Raw genomic sequence first — 16,877 nt, forward strand, 5'->3', positions numbered from 1 at the left:
GTTTAGAAAGGAATGAAGAGGATGTTGAATAAACCTACGATTTTTGAGGAAATAGATCGTCATAGCGAGGAATTCAAGGCCATTTCCCGTTCGATTTTTGCAAATCCAGAGCTTGGGCATGAGGAATTTAAAGCCTCAGCGGCGCTGTGTGCGGAGCTAGAGCGTCAAGGCTTTAGCGTTGAACGGGGCACGCTAGGGCTGGCTACTGCTTTCATCGCTACCTATGATACAGGCAGACCTGGCCCTGTCGCCGCTTTTCTATGTGAATACGACGCTTTACCGGAAATCGGCCATGCCTGCGGCCATCATCTTATTTGCATGATGAGCATTGGAGCCGCGGTTGGCTTGAAATCCGTTTTGGAGGCAGGCAGCATTCGCGTCTACGGCACGCCTGCGGAAGAGACGAAGGGCGCCAAGGTGCCGATGGCGGAAGCCGGCTTATTCGATGATTGCGATTTCGCCCTGATGGCGCATCCTTATCATACGTTTGAAAAATCCGGCGAATCGCTGGCGATGGACGCTGTGCAATTCGAATTTAATGGAGCGGCTGCTCATGCGGCAGCAAGCCCCTATGAGGGAATTAATGCGCTTGATGCAGTTATCCAGTTGTTCAACAGCGTTAATGCCTTGCGTCAGCAAACCCGCAGCGATACACGCATTCATGGCATTATTGATAATGGCGGCAAGGCGCCCAACATTATCCCTGACTATGCCTCGGCGAAATTTTATATTCGCTCGGCTTCACGCACGTATACGAACGAGCTGACAGCGAAGGTGCTTCGCTGCGCTGAAGGTGCAGCCCTGCAGACAGGCTGTACGCTGCGGACGAACAACTATGAGCTGTCATACGATGAGCTGCGCACGAATGAGGCGCTGTCGGAGCAATTTTCCGCGAACCTGATAGAAGCAGGTATTCGGCCAGATGAAATACAAATCGGCAAGGATCACGGCTCCGTTGATCTCGGCAATGTGTCTACCCGCTGCCCAGCCATTCATCCCTATGTGAAAATCGTTGAGGAGCGTCTGCTGCTGCATACGGAAGGGTTCCGTGATGCAGCCATTACGGAGCGGGCGCTGGAGCGGATGATTTTCGGCGCGAAAATGCTTGCCGGAACGGCTGCGGATGTGTTCAATGACCCGGCCTTACTAGCACGGATTAGAACGGAATTTGAGCAGCAATCTTTAAATTTGAATTAAGCTGGTCATATAAGCAGCGGCAAGCCAAGACTTGAAAAGGAAGTCTTAGACTGCCGCTGCTGTCATTTCATTTACGTTCTCTGATAGCCAAATAATCGAAACCGCCTACTCAGGCTTGCCACCGAAATGCTGTTGAACCTTTGCATAATTATATAACTTGGTTAGCACTCGTACTGAAACGAAAGATTAGCTTATCGCTATCTTCAGGATGATGTCCAAGCTCCTCGGAGTATTTCCCATTTGTACAAGCGTTAAGGGTCTTTCGCCAGAAATGTTTGGCGCGCTCGTTTCGGTCGGTACAATTCGTTTGCACCTCCCAATTTCCTGGCATTTTATTAATAATCTGCCGAACTGCTTCTTCTCCGATGCCCTTGCCTCGATAATTGCGTAATAGGAAAAATTCATTCATGTAATAATGGATAGAGGGAGGACATGGTATGAAAGGCGGAGTCGCCACAAAGGCAAGACCGGCAGGCAGATCATCCACTGTGATTAGATACGGGAATAATACGTTCGGGTGCTCCCACCAAATATCAAACACGCGATTTTGCTCAGTCAAGGTACGGGTATCATCATTTTCAAACACGCCATAACGATTAATTTTGTGTTTCCACACTTCGGATAAATCATGCAAATATAGAGGGTAAATGTTATTAATTATAAACTTCTCCTCTACATCGCATAGTCGAACGGTAACCTTTAATTGATTGACTTCATGATTAACGCGATCCATTTTGCAACCCCTCCGGTTTCGATACTCTCAAAAATTGATGTTAGTAAAATCACTGGTATGACTTATACCATGATTCTTTCCTAGCCTCAGTATAGAGTGGCTATCGAAACCTTTATAGGCAGAGTATTCGTCCAATCATTTCTTACCTAACAAAAGGCTCGTGTTGGTGTTATCCAACGCGAGCCTTTTGTTAGGCTTTCGTATTATAAACAATCTTCTTAATGCTCTCATGGGATAGACAATAGGAGCTCGCAAGCTCATCCACCGTTTTGCGCTGCTGGAAAAGCTTCCGAATCTCTGCATTTCGGTTCATAAGAAATTCACGATGTCCTGAAACATGTCCCCACTTTTTTCTACTTCCTTTAGGTGCGGGGATATACAGCGTCTTGCCTTGTATATATTTTTGAATTTCACTTAGTAAATTTTCTGGTAAAACGTCACTTGCTGAAACATAGTTTTTCATTGGCTTCGCCCCTTCCTCCTATTAGCGATGGAAAGTTGCAAAGCCTACATGACATACGATGTTTTAGCAGCCTTTTGTCGTTAACGTCTTGTTATACGGTAATAATAATAGGCTCCATGCAAACAACCGCGTCATTGTCATATAGACTTTGCATGGAGCGAGTCTCGAAACCTCGCATCGGTAAGCCTTCACGAAGCATAGTTTGACTAACATCCTTCATATTGATATCCCTCGTTTCCCATAAAATATGTTTTATAATAACTATTTCTTCATGATGTGGATGAATTCCTTTTACATTTCGGCATAAAAATCCTTCACTAAAATGACTGCTTCAGCTCCGGAATTACATATTGCGGCTCGCGTCCATATAGGCCGTCCACCAAATTGCGGGCGGCAAGCATCGCCATATTGAATCTCGTCTGATCAGTAGCCGAGCCAATATGCGGCAGCAGCACCGCATTGTCGAGCTGGAGCAGCGGATTATCCGGCGTAACCGGCTCTTTTTCAAAAACATCCAGCCCTGCGCCCCGTATCGTACCGCTTCGCAGTGCCTCTACGAGCGCCGCCTCATCAACCGTCTCCCCTCGCGAGCAGTTAATAAAGATGGCGCTGCGCTTCATCATAGCAAACTGCGCCTGGCCAATCATATGCTTGGTCTCCGGCGTTAGCGGCGTCATCAGGACGATGAAATCCGACTCTTGGAGCAGTTGATCAAGCGAGCTGTACTGAACGCCAAGCTGCTGCTCAACGTCTGGCTTGCGCGAACGATTATAATAACTGACTTCCATATCAAAACCGTATTTTGCACGTCTGGCAATCGTCTCACCGATACGCCCCATGCCAATAATGCCGAGCTTAGCGTGATGAACATCTATGCCAAATGTAGATGTGCCGATGCCGCGCTTCCACTGGCCTGCACGGACGAGCCTGTCAAGCTCCGCTACCCGGCGGGCAGCAGCGAGCATTAGCGCCATCGTCAAATCTGCCACCGTATCATCGAGCACGTAGGGCGTGTGTGTACCGATAATGCCGCGTTTTTTCATCGCATCCAGATCATTGTGGTTGTAGCCAACGGAAATGTTGCTGACTACCTTCAGCTTCGGTGCGGCCGACAGCAGACGCTCGCTGATCGCATTGCCCGCAGCAAGTAGACCTTCCACCTCGCTAATTTCCTCCGCCAGCTGCGCACCGGTAATTCCCTGCTCGCCCTCCCACATCCGGGTATCGCAATGCTCGTCGAGGTAGCTTTTCACCTCTGCGGGTATTTTGCTCGAAATAAATACCTTTGGTTTCATAGGGTATGCCTCCATTTTCCAAATTTCATAATATTCCTGCTTTCCTGCTCTTGCCTTTAAACCCTATCCACTCTACAATAAATCATATTGCCTCCCGGTACCAACATTCGATTTCGTTCCCTGAAGGAGGAGCAGCCTTGGAAGCCTTTAACGAGCAGGTTCCCTATGAGAACCCGTTGCTTTCTATCCGAATTTTTCGAACCCAGCGCTCAACCAGTGAATTGATCAAATGGCATTATCACAAGCAGTTGGAGCTTATCTACATTATAAACGGCAGTCTCAAGATCGATATTGAGGACGACAGCCTTGATCTTGAAAGCGGAGACATTGTTGTTCTCGGCTCAAGCCAGCTTCATCGAGACCGTAATGTTGGCAAGCTGGACTATATTGTGCTGCAATTTAATCTCGAGGATTTTTTTGACAACAGCACCATTCCGTATATCCGCTATTTTTCCGAGACGGAAAATCCGCTGAGCCGCGCCAACTATATTTTTCGTGAAAATCAAGCAATTCGGCAGCAGGCCAGCCAGGCCATTACTGAGCTGCTGCATGAAGCAACCCGCAAGGAAACCGGCTATGAAATTGCCGTCAGCATTCAGATCAAGCAGCTGCTGCTGCTCATGCTTCGCGGCGACAGCCAGCGCATTCTGGCCCGGCAGGATGATTTTGACCATATCCGGCTCAAGCCTGTCCTTGATTATGTCGAGAACAATTTAAGCGAACGTATCCAGGTGGAGGACATGTGCCGAATTGTGAATATGAGCTACTATTATTTCGTAAAATTTTTCAAAAAAACGATTGGCCTTTCCTTTACCGAATACGTTAATTATCGCAAAATCAAATGGGCGGAGCGCATTTTGCTCACGAAGGACTTAAGCATTGCTGACGTAGGCGAGCGAATTGGCATGCCGAATATGGCTCATTTTTACAAAACGTTCAAAAAATACAACGACTGTTCTCCCAAGCAGTTCCAGCGCAAAATGCTGGAGTGGGACCGCAGCTAATAAATGCTCAGTTTAAAGACGCTCAAATTTCAACTTTGGGTTGATTTGCTCCTTGTTCTTTATCCTTGTTCTTCGCTCTTTGTCTTTTGCCTTTGCTCTTTACTCTTTTTGTATTTGCTCTTTGCTCTTCCTGCTCTTAAGACTTTGCTTTTTTTATTGTTTTTTAGGGGAGGAGCGAGGAGAGGAGGGGCTGTGGTGGAGCGGAGTGAAAGGCTTGAGTTGGAGAAGCGCAGCGTTCGCTTTTACTGCCCCATTTCTACGATGCGGAGCATAGTTCAGGGAAATGGGGCAGTAATGGCGATCGGAGACCAAGCCTTTCACGCAGCGGAGCGCAGCCCTTCCTCGCCGAGCCGTCGCGCGCCCGCGCACGCACTCACTCCTAACAACCCATAAAAAAAGCTTGTCCACCTTAATTTTTAGGTGTGACAAGCTTTTTGTGCATAACGAGCTTATAGCCGACGCCGCGAATGGATTCGATTTGCACCGACTGCTGTCCCAGCTCCAGCTTTTTGCGAAGGGAGCTGACGTGCACATCCACGGTACGCTGACCGCCAATGTAATCGAAGCCCCACACGACATTCATAAGATCATCGCGCGTAATAACCATGCCCGGCCGCTGAACAAGATACAGCAGCACTTCAAATTCCTTCGGACGCAGCGGAATCGACTCCCCATCCAGTACGACCTCGTATTTATCCGGATAGATCGACAGCTCGCCCGCTGTAATGATCTTCTCCGTCATTTCAGGCATCATGCTATCGTCCTGAAGCTGAGTCCGGCGCAGCACCGCAGATACACGCGCCAGCAGCTCGGCAACGCCGAATGGCTTCGTAATATAATCATCCGCACCATGCTTCAAGCCTTGCACGACTTCTTCCTCAGCATTGCGGGCTGTCAAAATAATGACAGGCGTCCGCAGGCCATTTTGACGTAGGCGATTTAAAATGTCGAAGCCGTTCATTCCCGGCAGCATAATATCCAAAATAATGAGATCAAAGCTGCGCTGCAACGCAGTTTGCAAGCCTTCTCCACCATGATCGGCGACCGTAATTTCGTAGCCTTCCTGCGTCAAATTGTATGACAGAAGTCTAGCAAGTGTCGGTTCGTCTTCAATGACAAGCACTTTATGCGACATGGTAACCTCCAACATTATTGCGTTTATTCAACCTTATTCTAACATGAAATTATATAGAAGTGGTAAACCTTTTGCGTTAAACGTGAAACCGCTACTGCTGGAGCACCGGCAGCTCAATAATAAATGTCGTTCCACGGCCCACCTCGCTCGTGACCGTTATCGTTCCTTTGTGCAGCTCAATCAAATGCTTAACGATCGACAAGCCAAGTCCCGTACCGCCTGAACTGCGCGAACGCGCCTTGTCTACCCGGTAGAAGCGCTCAAAGATACGCGGCAGGTCCTTCTTCGGTATACCGATTCCCGTATCGCTGATTCGTATGCGGATATGGTCCTCATTGATGCCCTCCATCTTCACAGTTACCCGCCCGCCCTCTGGCGTATAGTTGATGCCGTTCGAAAGCAAATTCATCACAATTTGCCGCAGCCGATCCTCATCCGCTTCCATATATAGGCCTGCTTCCAGCTCCAGATTCAGCTCAATTACTTTGCGCGAGGCTTCCGCCTCCAGCAGCTTGAGCGTTTTATCCATAAATACATCCATATTGACCGGTGAAAAATAAAGCGGAACCCGCCGCGACTCGATTTTCGAAAGCTCCAGTATATCCCCGATCAACCGATTCAAGCGGTCGCTCTCATCAAAAATAATTTGCAAAAACGAACGTGAGGTTTCCGCATCATTCACGGCGCCTGCGATCAAAGTTTCCGCAAAGCCTTTAATAGCCGTAATCGGCGTTTTTAGCTCATGCGATACATTCGCAACAAACTCGCTGCGCATCCGCTCCAATCGGCGAATAGCTGTCACATCCTGCAACACAAGCAGCATGCCTTCATATTCTTCTCCCTCTTGCTCAATCGGCACCAGATTCAGCTCCAGCAGTCGCTCCTCGGGAAAATAGAACGTAACCTCCTCGCGGATATGCTCCCGGGTTTCCAGCCCCTCCTGAATCATTTGGGCCAGCTCAAATTGCTGTTTGCCTTCGGCGTAATGGCGCCCGACAAGCTCGCGTGCCGAGAAGCCGAGCAATTCCTCTGCATGCCTGTTCATCAGCACGAAGCGTCCTGTACGATCAACCATGACGACGCCGTTAATCATATTGTCCAGCACGCTTTCCAGCTGGCTTTCATTTTGGCGGATTTGCGTCATTTGCACCTGCAGGCTATCTGCCATGGCGTTAATCGCATTGCCAAGCTCGCCAATCTCATCCTGCTTGGCTACCACAACGCGCGCCTGATAATCCATATTTTTAATCCGCTTTGCAACGCTTGTAATTTGTTCAAGCGGTCGTGTCAGACTGAGCGCAATACGGTAGCTGACAAAGGCAGCAGCCAAAAACAGCAGCAGCAGTCCGCCGCCAATAACCGTCCATACGTTGCGGATGCTCTGCTCTACTTCACTTAGGCTCATCGCCAATCGGATAACATTGGAGTTCGGGTTGCTGCTATCGGTCAGTATCGCCACATACAGCAAATTCTGATGAAGCGTATCGCTTTTTCTAATCGTGCGACCAACGCCTTCCTCGCGCGCTTCGGCTACCTCCGAGCGGCTGTTGTGATTGTCCATCGTGGACACCTCATGATCCGAGTCGCCCACTACGATACCATCACCGGAAATAAAGGTGACCCGGGCGCCGGTGAAGCCTTTCAGACTTTTTGCTTCCTCGGTAAAATAAGGCTCCACCTCGCTCAGCGTGCCCTGCTTCCACTGCATTTTCGCCAAAATGATATGCATTTCCCGCACCATATTGTCTTCCAACGCACGAATATGATTTTGCTTAAACGTATTTGCCATAATCAGTCCGGCCGCCGTAACGGATAAAGCAATCATTAAAATCATAATAATCGTCAACCGATTTCGAAAGCTGTTCACGCCAACCACTCCTCATGTTCTTTGCACTCGTTTATTAGTTTAAAGGTGGAACAGGTGCTTCGCTGCGCGAAAGATTGGTCTTCCGATTGCATCGTCCACCTTTTTTCTAAAAAAACCTTGTCCATCCTGAACATCTTATCATACCGATATAGAAAAATGGCATCTGCTTTTTTCACAAAAAAATCCCCCGAGGGTGCAGAGCACAGCTTATCTCAACAAATAAGTCTGCCCACTGCAAGCCCTATGAGGATTCTGTCCCGCTGCTGGAGACGGACAATAGCCATTCAATAGAAAATATATTATTATTGTAAATCCGCTTTATAAGCCTAATTTCTCTAAATGCGCTCTCCTTTTTGCAGCTTTTGCAAAATAAAATGGTGGAGCGTAGCCAGTGGCTGCTGCACCATAATAGACAGAACAACGGGTACGGCGGCCAGCGGGCTGAAATAGCCGAGCGCCAGCACCATGCCCAACGAAATATTGCGCATGCCTGTCGCAAACGATACCGTAATTTGCACCTCCTTGCTTGCTCCGCGCATCGTTCCGATAAAGCCGACAGCGTAGCATAGCGAGACGAGCAATACAACGAGCGGCAAAATCTTGAGCAGGTCGCCCTTCAGCTGCTCGGTATACGGGGCAATTGCCGCTGCATTCAGCGCGACTACCGCCACAAAGCACAGCTTTGAAAGGGGCGCTGCGACAGGCTTAACCTGCTCCAGCAGCCGCCCCCGGCTCCATTGATGGAGCAGCACGCCGAGCAGCGTTGGCAGCACAATGATGAGCAGCAAATCCAGCATGAGCGGTGCGCTTTCGATCTCTACTGCCGTTTGAAAAAACAAATGGAGCCCTGCCGGCACGACAAATGGGCATAAGGCTGAATCAATAACGACCATCGCAAGCATGAGCGGCACGCTGCCGCCTGACATGCCTACCCATAGAACCGTAGACACGCCAAGCGGAATAATGGTGAACAGCACAAGCCCCACCACATAGGGCGACGATGCGCCGAACAACAGCGTGCCGAGGCTATAGGCGATAATCGGACAGAGCACATGGGCGAGCACAAGCGTCCAGGCAAGCACACCCGGCCTCTTCATAACCGCTCCAAGCTCCCTGACCCCGCAGCCAAGCGCCATCGTCAGCGTCACATAAGCGAATAAATAAGGCACGGCAGCCACCATACTGCTAAGCGTATCCGCGAAGATAAAGCCGGCAATTAGCGAAAAGGGTATAATAATAAACATCCATTGCTCAAAATATCGGTTAAAAGCTAGTCCAAATGCTTTCGTAAGCCATCCCTCTTTTGCTATATAAAATGAACGATTGATTGGTGTGAGGTCGATGCTCACCACGGCGAGAAAGGATGGACTTCCATCTGCTGTGTTTTCAATAAAAATAAAATCAAGATGCTGAAGGCAGCCTAGCTGCACTTGCATTCAGCCTTTATAATAGCATAGAACAGCAAGCATCTTTTGCTTTCAGCCTTATATTTATCGCACAAAGGAGTCCGCAGCTTATGGATAGTCATTTTTTTGCTTACATGTACCGCCTCAACTATATTGAGCGATGGAGTCTCATGCGCAATACGACTAAGGAAAACGTTGCCGAGCACTCCTTCCATGTCGCCCTGCTCGTGCATATGCTTTGCGAAATCGGCAATTCGCTTTTTGAAAAGCAATATAATACGGATCGCGCGGTGACGCTCGCTTTGTTCCACGACGCGACGGAGGTGTTTACTGGCGACATTCCTACACCGGTCAAGCATCATAATGCTAAAATGCTGGCCAGCTTTCGCGAGCTTGAAGCTCTCGCCGCTGAGCGGCTGCTTGCCATGGTTCCCGAGCCGATGCAGAAAGCCTATGCCCCGCTGCTAAGCTCTCACCACGGCAGCATTTCCTCTGAGGAGCAGACGCTTCAAGCGATGGTGAAGGCCGCTGATTTGCTCGACGCTTATTTGAAATGCCTCTATGAGCTATCGGCAGGCAATCGCGAATTTCTCGTAGCACGGGGTCAAACGGAGCAAGCGCTGGCTGCATTAAATATGCCCGAGGTCGAATGGTTTCTCAACCATATGGCGCCAAGCCTCGGCATGACGCTTGATGAGCTGTCTGACTGAAGCTAAGCAGGGCTGAGCTAGGTCGTGCTGGATCATACATTTATCCAAGCGTATTCATTCCGGCTGCTTCATACCCCAAATGGAAGAAAGGAAGGGCGGAATAAATCCCGTCCTTCCTTTCTTCCATTGTTCTTATCCGCTAAACATGCCTTAGCTCAGTCACGCATCTTGGAGACATAAGTACGAACGGCTTCATAGAAGGCTTTCCATTCTTCACTCGGTTGTTCAGCTGAACTAGCCTCAGGCTGTGGCATTAGCTGATCGGCTAATGGCTGTATAGGGCTAGGCTGCTCAAGCTCCTTGGCACGCGGCGCTACGTCTAGCGCTTCGCCGCCAGCTGCATTTGCAGCTGATTCCCCTGCTTCGCTAGCTGACGCCCCCAGCACCTGAGCCGTTGTCTGACCTTGACCTTCTTCAGTACCGACCGTCCCTTCGCCGCTTTGTTTGCGACGCTGGGCCATTACTTTCGTTAGCTGGTCTCTCAGCTTCTCTTCTGCCATCTGGCACTCACCCTTTCAGCCAGTTTTTCCGCAGTTCAAACAGCTCTTTCAGCTCGTCTGTCGACAGCTCGGTAATCCACTGCTCAGACTGGCCGACGACTTGGTCATTCAATGACTGCTTGCGTTCAATCATCTCATCTATTTTCTCCTCAAGCGTGCCTAGCGTAATGAACTTATGAACCTGCACCTCGCGGGTCTGCCCAATTCGGAAGGCACGGTCCGTCGCTTGATTTTCCACTGCCGGATTCCACCAACGGTCAAAATGAAACACATGATTGGCCGCTGTAAGATTAAGTCCCGTTCCGCCTGCCTTAAGCGATAGAACGAAAGCGCTGCAACGCTGCTCGGGATTTTGAAAGCCTTGAATCATCTCATCGCGCTTTATTTTCGGCACTCCGCCGTGCAAATAGGGAACGCTCGTGCCCAGCCGCTCTTCCAGCAGCTTTTTGAGCTGATGGCCCATCTCAACAAATTGGGTAAAAATCAGGCAGCGCTCCCCTTCGGCAGCGACCTCCTCCACCATATCCAACAGGCGGGCGACCTTGTTCGAACGCTCCTCCTCCCACTGCTTCGCTCCGCCATTATCCCCTTCCATCAAGCCGGGATGATTGCAAAGCTGCTTAAGCCGGGTCAAGGAAGCCAGAATAAGACCGCGCCGCTGCATCGCTCCTAACGTATCGAGCTTCTCCAGCAAATCCGCGACAATATTTTCATACATCGCGCCCTGCTCTGCCGTGAGTGTAATATACGTCTTGCCTTCGAATTTCTCTGGCAATGAGAGCTGAATGGCCGGGTCTTTCTTAATGCGGCGAAGCATGAACGGCTTCACCCAGCGCTGTAAGCCGGCAATCATTTTCTCATCCCGCGTCCGCTCGATCGGAGCGACTACCTCCTTGCGGAATTCGTTCACCCCGCCCAAATAGCCGGGATTGATAAAATCATAGATGGACCACAGCTCCGTCAATCGGTTTTCCATCGGTGTGCCTGTCAGCGCCACACGGTGGCGGGCAGGCAGCTTGCGAATGGCTGCCGACTGCTTCGTGTAAATATTTTTTATATTTTGCGCCTCATCCAAGCATAATGCATCCCAGCCAACTGCACTTAAGTCTTCTTCATCCAATTGGGCCAGCGAATACGAGGTAATGACCAAATCCATGTCGCGGACTGCATCCTCGAAGGCTTCCCCCTTCTCCCGCTTAGGGCCATAATGAAGATGAACCTTAAGCTGCGGAGCGAATTTCTCCAGCTCCTTCTCCCAGTTGCCGATAACCGAAGTCGGACATACAAGCAGCGAAGGCGCATGAACAAGCGACGGGGAATTTCCCAGCTTAAGCTGCTCCGCGCGCTGTTCCTTCACGTAAACGAGATAGGCCATGAACTGAATCGTCTTTCCCAAGCCCATATCATCCGCCAGACAGCCGCCAAAGCCGAATCTTCGCAAAAACAACAGCCAAGAAACCCCTTGCAGCTGGTAGGGACGAAGCTCGCCAAGGAAAGCTTCCGGCTTCTCAATAAGGGGAATTTCCGACGTATGCTGAAGCTGCTCCAGCCATCTGGCTAAATGCTCATTGAGCTCTACTTCAGCTCGCAGGTCGTGTGCCTGCTCCTCCTCATCCTCCAGTACAGCACCGCCCAACAGGTGCATTTCCATCACATCGCGAAAGGACAAGCCGCTCTTCTTGCCAATTTTTGAAACCCAGCTGCGGATCTGCGCCACATCCTGCGGATCAAGATGCACCCATTCGCCGCCAATCTTCATTAAGCGCCGATTTTCCTCGGCCAGGCGCATAAACTCCGCCTCCGACAAATCGACATTGCCGAGCGCCATTTTCCAATCGAATTGCACAATTTGGTCTAGACCGAACATCGGCTGCGCATCCGAGCCAACCGATGATTTCACCTTCGCCTTCAGTCGCAGCTTGCGCGATCTCACAGCCTCCCACCAGCTCGGCAGCAGCACGGGGCAGCCTGCCTCCAGCAGCGTCAAGCTTGCCGATTCCATGAAGCTCCATGCTTCATTGTCCGACAGCAGTTGCTTCATTTGGCCAGCCTTCTCCGCCTCTTGCCAATCTGGCAAAGCGCTAACCCACTTCGCTTCCTCTTTCGCAAGCTTCGCGGGCAGCAAGGGCAGCCACTCTTCGGGCAGGCTAGCCTCAGAGGGCAGCATGCCATCCAGCTCGGCCTTCCACGGCGGCTGTCTCTCGGGGTCTCCGTCCGCAGCCAGCTCCCACTGTCCTGCGGCGCCGCGCACGAGCGGCAGCCATTCTCCGCCTCCGCTGCGGCTTTGCAAAGCCGGCCGCAGCGTCCAATGCGGCTGCTCGCCCGGCTCAACGAGCTGCAAAGCAACCCTAAACGGCAGCGAATCCTTCCGCAGCCCAAGCGCAATCAGCCAATCCTCCTCCTCGGCTGCCTTATGCAGAACGACGATTTCACCGCCCGCAGCTGTGCCGACCTTCTGCCATGCTTCCGCAGCCAAGCTTCCCGGCTGCTGCAATACCTCCTCTACTGCGAGGCTTAGCCATTGCTGCAGGTCAACATCTCCCGCAGCCTCCGCTTTCTGAATAAGCTGCTCCCACAGCGCGCCTGCCTTGACGCCTGCTTCTGTATCCGGCACATTCAGCTTCCACGCCCGCTGCTCCTCCGACCAGCCGCCCCAATCCGGCATAAACCAGCCTTGCAGAAGCACCTCCCGAATCAGCGAAGCGAGCTCTCTCAGCCGTTGTGCCCTTTCCGTCCACTCTACCTGAAGCAGCTTTGCATACTTAGGCTGCGACAAATAATCAACCGCCAGCAGCGGAGACAGCAGCAAGGCTTTGCGATCACCATGCTGGGCGTCATCCACCTCAGTGCCGTACCAGGATGCTTTGTGCCAAGCGAATAGCACGGAACGCAGACGCGTCGCTGACTCCTGCTGGTCGCCAGCAAGCAGAGCAATCCGATATTCGCCGCTCTCCGCCTTGAACCAACAGGCGTCCATCGTTAATATTCCAGTGCCCATAGATGCTCTCATGTCACAATTTTTCCTTTCCACAGCTCCTCTTGGAACGCACGCAGCCGCTGGTATTTACGACCGATACCTGTAATATAAACCTGCCATCTATCCATTTCCTTCTCGGCTTTATAAATACGCTCCAGCTTTTTAAGCTGCTTCACCGCCATTCGGTAGCCTTGGCGATTGCGCGAGCTGATCCAGCTTTCGATTGCCTGATGATAGAGCGGCATCATGACGCGCGGATTCACCTTTGACACCTCGCGTACATCCTGAATTGGCAAATCATCAGGCAAGGCGCCAATCAGCATTTGCAGCTCAGCCCATTCCTCGTATTTTTTCTGTGCAAACCAGTGATCCGTAAGCTCTGAATAAGAATGCGGCAGCAGCGACGTCATATAGGACGTCCATTTTATATTATCCGGTTGATCCGTATCTGCACGGCGGCATAAAGTCAGGAACGGTCCCACCGTCCTTCCGCTGCGAATCGCATAAATATGCTTGTAAAGATAGGTCATCCATGCCTCAAACGGCTCCCATTCTCCTTCTTCCAGCCGCTGAGCAGCACAAGTATAGACCATTTTTTGCGAGCCGCGAAAATCCGTTTTCCCGAAATGGGCCAAAGCTTCCTCATCCTGCCCGTCGAAAAAATACATCATCGCAATCGCCGTATGAATAAACGTGTCATTTATTTGCTCATCAGCCGCTTCTGTCTGCTCACCTGCCGATGCAAGCATTGAGGCCAGCTCGCGCTGCTGCCAGTCGCGATTTTCCGACATCTTCCCGCACAGCGCCAAATAAATATAAGGCCAGTCAAATAGCTGCTGCTCCTTCCGCAGCGCCCGGTTATAAGCATATCCAACAACCGCATCAGCCCAGTCACGCTCATCCTCCAGCATTTCGGCTGGTTCCAGCTCCAGTACGAGCGTATAATAATGCTCCAGCCATGGCTCAGCCATACGGACGAACGACATTTCGTGATAATAGCGGCTGAATGAATCTACCGCCTTAATGGCTTGCTCTGCCTGATCCAGCACGAACAAGATGACATTCATCCAGTGCAGCCGCTGCTTTTTTTTATCCCAATCCTTGGATGTGCCTTTAAGTGCAGACAGCACGGGCTGCAAGGAATGCAGCGAGTGGCGGCATACGCGCCAAGATTCGCCATACTCCTGCTCCATCCACGCCTGCCAATCTGCAGGAGACGCATCCATGCCTGGGGTGGAGGCTGTTTTTCCCCGCTGCTCCACAACGACAGCAGCCCGCTGCGCAGGCTCCGGCTGAAGCCCTGTCAGGCGGCGATACGCTGACTCCGGCGTACCATGCAATGCCTGATTATGGTCGCAGAAAGCAAAAAACACGGCCGCCATATGCTTGCAGAAACCGCCATACGGACATGTACATCTGCTATACGCAAAATCCATGACATCAATGCTAACCGCATACAGCTCCGAACCCGCAACGACGCCCGTCAGCAAATGCTGATCGTGCACCTCTACTTTTCGAACATAGCCTTTACGAAAATATTCCCAGCCGCGCTCGACAATAACCTGCTGCATATGCTCTCTGATATTGCCTTCTAACAGCTTCAATAGCTGACCGTCATTTCTAGTCAAAGCTTTGTTCACCCGCTTCCTTCCGCTCAAGTAACATTCTTTCCATTATAACACATGAGAAGACGACTTTCCGAGAAGTCTATAGCCCTAACGCGAAGAGACAACAACCATCTGTAAAAAGCTGCAAGCCCTCATCCGCCTTCACTAGCTTTTGTCAGCCATTTGAGCTCATTTCGACAAGGAAGCTATTCCATTCGAGGATGCTGAGAGCAGAATAATGCCGAACAGAAAAAACAAGGCAACCCCCGCGTTCAATGCCGGAGAATCGCCTTGTTTTAAATAATATAGCTGTTATAATCAGCGTATATTTTCCAATCCCTATTTTGAAGAAGCTTCCAGCAAGCTCAGTTCAAGCCCTTCCGACCAATTTAACAAAGCACTCTTTGACGTTTTCAGAGGGAAAAGCTGACCCTGATATTCAAAAATCAACAAATAGCAGTCCGTAGCCCGTTCATACACCCATCGCATAAAAAAATCTTCCTCAATATGCAGAAAATAACCTTTATATTTTTCTTCTGGAAAATGCTTTAGTAAATGAATAAATGAATGTACGACTCTATTCGTCCAGCCAAAACGACTTTCTCGCTCCATTATGCCATGGCGACCAAACGCAACATATAACCAGCTTCCCTCGTCGGGCTCGGCATCATGACTCAAAAAACGAAGCTCAATCCATGTCCCTCGTTCTTGTTCATCCCTAAGTATACTGTTCATCAACTGTTTCCCCCTTACTTAAAAAACCATGTTGCCTTTTTCAATCTACCGTTGGAGATTCTTGTTTCGATTTTGTGAACGAATTTTCTGAAAGCTGCTTATAAAAAAGCCTCTAGCCGAGCTGCTTAATCAGCAGTCGCGCCAGAGGCCCTTAAGTCACTCCACTACCATTCATTAACCCGGAAATACCGTTTTAACCGTCTGCTCCACCTGCTGCAAGTTCGCCTTCAGCTCAGCTTCGCCGATTTGGCCAATGCCGCCAAAGAACAAATGTCCAACGGACTCAATACCGACAAAATCAAAAATGCCTGTATCGGAAGTGATTTTCATGCCAGCAGTCATACCGATCTGATCGTAAATTTCACTTGGCGTGCCGTGCGTGTTAATGATGAAGCCTTTTTTGCCGGTAAGCAGCTTGTCAATGCCCGTTTCTCCATAAGCATAGGCGTAGCCGTATGCAAATACGCGATCAACATAGCCTTTCATAATAGCAGGAAGACCCGTCCACCAAATCGGGTAAATAAAAGTAACCGCATCAGCTTCAGTAAGGTACTTCTGCTCTGTCAAAATATCTTCCGGCGTCTGGCCAGCACGCATGGCCGCTGTGTCTTCCGGCGTCAGCACCGGCTGAAACTTCAGCGCATACAAGTCACGCACCGTTACTTCATGGCCTTCTGCCTTCAAGCTTTGCAATGTTGTGTTCAAAATGGCACGGTTGTAGCTATCTTCATTCGGATGGGCAAATACGATAAGATGTTTCATGGGGGAAATCCTCCTAAATAATCATTATATTTTTCTAAAACTGGGCGTGTACTTGCTCCAACAGCTGCTCTAGCTGCAAGCTCTGTTCTTCGTTTAGGCTTCCATAAATCGCGTTATTAACCTTCTGGGAAATAGCTACAAAAACCGGTTCCAGCCCTCGGCCCTTCTCGGTCAAATGGATCAACGAAACACGACTGTCTTTCTCGTCCTTTGTCCGATCTACAAAGCCAAGCTGCTCCAGCTTGTTAATGAGAACGGTGGTCGTCGGCTGTGTGCGATGGATTTTCTCCGCTAATGCCTTGACAGACAGCGGCTGCTTCTCCCGATACAGAAACATGAGTATATCACCATGGGAAGGCACAATTCCTGTAATCTGATTGGCTTCCAGCTCACTGACAATTAGCTTGTTCGCTTTGTCTCGAATTTTAGCAACTAAGGATAAGGCGTTATGTTTTATCATAATGCGATTATACATAGACATCTATG

The 16,877-nt window shown here is 50.1% G+C and carries 15 protein-coding genes; 3 read left to right on the forward strand and 12 right to left on the reverse strand.

Going from position 1 to position 16,877, the window contains the following annotated elements; translation table 11 throughout:
• Nucleotides 1–21 precede the first annotated feature (21 nt).
• On the forward strand, nucleotides 22–1,197 hold the full coding sequence (locus V5J77_RS18340) for a M20 family metallopeptidase (protein ID WP_338552253.1): 1,176 nt from the start codon (nucleotides 22–24) through the stop codon (nucleotides 1,195–1,197).
• 148 nt (nucleotides 1,198–1,345) lie between these two features.
• Here V5J77_RS18340 and V5J77_RS18345 read toward each other — a convergent pair whose 3' ends face one another.
• The 3 genes from V5J77_RS18345 to V5J77_RS18355 all read right to left on the reverse strand — a co-directional run bounded on the left by V5J77_RS18345 (nucleotide 1,346) and on the right by V5J77_RS18355 (nucleotide 3,688).
• A complete protein-coding gene (locus V5J77_RS18345) occupies nucleotides 1,346–1,930 on the reverse strand; it encodes a GNAT family N-acetyltransferase (RefSeq protein WP_338552254.1) in 585 nt (194 codons plus the stop codon).
• 190 nt (nucleotides 1,931–2,120) lie between these two features.
• A complete protein-coding gene (locus tag V5J77_RS18350) occupies nucleotides 2,121–2,393 on the reverse strand; it encodes a CD3324 family protein (RefSeq protein WP_338552255.1) in 273 nt (90 codons plus the stop codon).
• Between the two features lie 317 nt (nucleotides 2,394–2,710).
• Entirely contained in the window at nucleotides 2,711–3,688 is a 978-nt protein-coding gene (locus tag V5J77_RS18355; RefSeq protein ID WP_338552256.1) for a D-glycerate dehydrogenase, read from the reverse strand.
• Between the two features lie 137 nt (nucleotides 3,689–3,825).
• Here V5J77_RS18355 and V5J77_RS18360 point away from each other — a divergent pair, with 137 nt between their 5' ends.
• Nucleotides 3,826–4,692, forward strand: coding sequence for an AraC family transcriptional regulator (locus V5J77_RS18360; protein ID WP_338552257.1), 867 nt, complete (start codon nucleotides 3,826–3,828; stop codon nucleotides 4,690–4,692).
• A 409-nt stretch (nucleotides 4,693–5,101) separates the two neighbouring features.
• On the opposite strand, the gene V5J77_RS18365 is transcribed toward V5J77_RS18360, so the two are convergent.
• From V5J77_RS18365 to V5J77_RS18375, 3 genes are all read right to left on the reverse strand, one after another.
• Nucleotides 5,102–5,827, reverse strand: a complete 726-nt coding sequence (locus tag V5J77_RS18365) for a response regulator transcription factor (protein WP_338552258.1) — start codon at nucleotides 5,825–5,827, stop codon at nucleotides 5,102–5,104.
• 91 nt (nucleotides 5,828–5,918) lie between these two features.
• Nucleotides 5,919–7,694 carry an ATP-binding protein gene (locus V5J77_RS18370; protein WP_338552259.1) on the reverse strand — a complete coding sequence of 592 codons (1,776 nt, stop codon included), beginning with the start codon at nucleotides 7,692–7,694 and terminating at the stop codon, nucleotides 5,919–5,921.
• A gap of 335 nt (nucleotides 7,695–8,029) precedes the next feature.
• Nucleotides 8,030–9,130, reverse strand: a complete 1,101-nt coding sequence (locus tag V5J77_RS18375; protein WP_338552260.1) for a bile acid:sodium symporter family protein — start codon at nucleotides 9,128–9,130, stop codon at nucleotides 8,030–8,032.
• Between the two features lie 80 nt (nucleotides 9,131–9,210).
• Here V5J77_RS18375 and yfbR point away from each other — a divergent pair, with 80 nt between their 5' ends.
• The gene (gene yfbR, locus V5J77_RS18380; protein ID WP_338552261.1) at nucleotides 9,211–9,810 is read left to right on the forward strand and encodes a 5'-deoxynucleotidase; all 600 of its coding nucleotides are present in this window, start codon (nucleotides 9,211–9,213) and stop codon (nucleotides 9,808–9,810) included.
• A gap of 155 nt (nucleotides 9,811–9,965) precedes the next feature.
• Here yfbR and V5J77_RS18385 read toward each other — a convergent pair whose 3' ends face one another.
• From V5J77_RS18385 to V5J77_RS18410, 6 genes are all read right to left on the reverse strand, one after another.
• Nucleotides 9,966–10,310 (reverse strand): hypothetical protein, encoded by a 345-nt coding sequence (locus tag V5J77_RS18385; protein ID WP_338552262.1) that lies wholly within the window; start codon nucleotides 10,308–10,310, stop codon nucleotides 9,966–9,968.
• A 7-nt stretch (nucleotides 10,311–10,317) separates the two neighbouring features.
• Nucleotides 10,318–13,320: a DEAD/DEAH box helicase gene (locus V5J77_RS18390; RefSeq protein WP_338552263.1), complete on the reverse strand. Its 3,003-nt coding sequence runs from the start codon at nucleotides 13,318–13,320 to the stop codon at nucleotides 10,318–10,320.
• Nucleotides 13,317–14,927, reverse strand: a complete 1,611-nt coding sequence (locus tag V5J77_RS18395) for an SWIM zinc finger family protein (protein WP_338552264.1) — start codon at nucleotides 14,925–14,927, stop codon at nucleotides 13,317–13,319. Before V5J77_RS18395 ends, V5J77_RS18390 begins: the two co-directional genes overlap by 4 nt.
• A gap of 306 nt (nucleotides 14,928–15,233) precedes the next feature.
• Nucleotides 15,234–15,629, reverse strand: a complete 396-nt coding sequence (locus tag V5J77_RS18400) for a hypothetical protein (RefSeq protein ID WP_338552265.1) — start codon at nucleotides 15,627–15,629, stop codon at nucleotides 15,234–15,236.
• 174 nt (nucleotides 15,630–15,803) lie between these two features.
• Nucleotides 15,804–16,391, reverse strand: coding sequence for an NAD(P)H-dependent oxidoreductase (locus V5J77_RS18405; RefSeq protein ID WP_338552266.1), 588 nt, complete (start codon nucleotides 16,389–16,391; stop codon nucleotides 15,804–15,806).
• 34 nt (nucleotides 16,392–16,425) lie between these two features.
• Complete coding sequence (locus V5J77_RS18410; RefSeq protein ID WP_338552267.1) at nucleotides 16,426–16,872, reverse strand: MarR family transcriptional regulator; 447 nt, start codon at nucleotides 16,870–16,872, stop codon at nucleotides 16,426–16,428.
• Nucleotides 16,873–16,877 lie beyond the last annotated feature (5 nt).

It is taken from the genome of Paenibacillus sp. KS-LC4, assembly GCF_036894955.1.
GTDB lineage: Bacteria > Bacillota > Bacilli > Paenibacillales > Paenibacillaceae > Pristimantibacillus.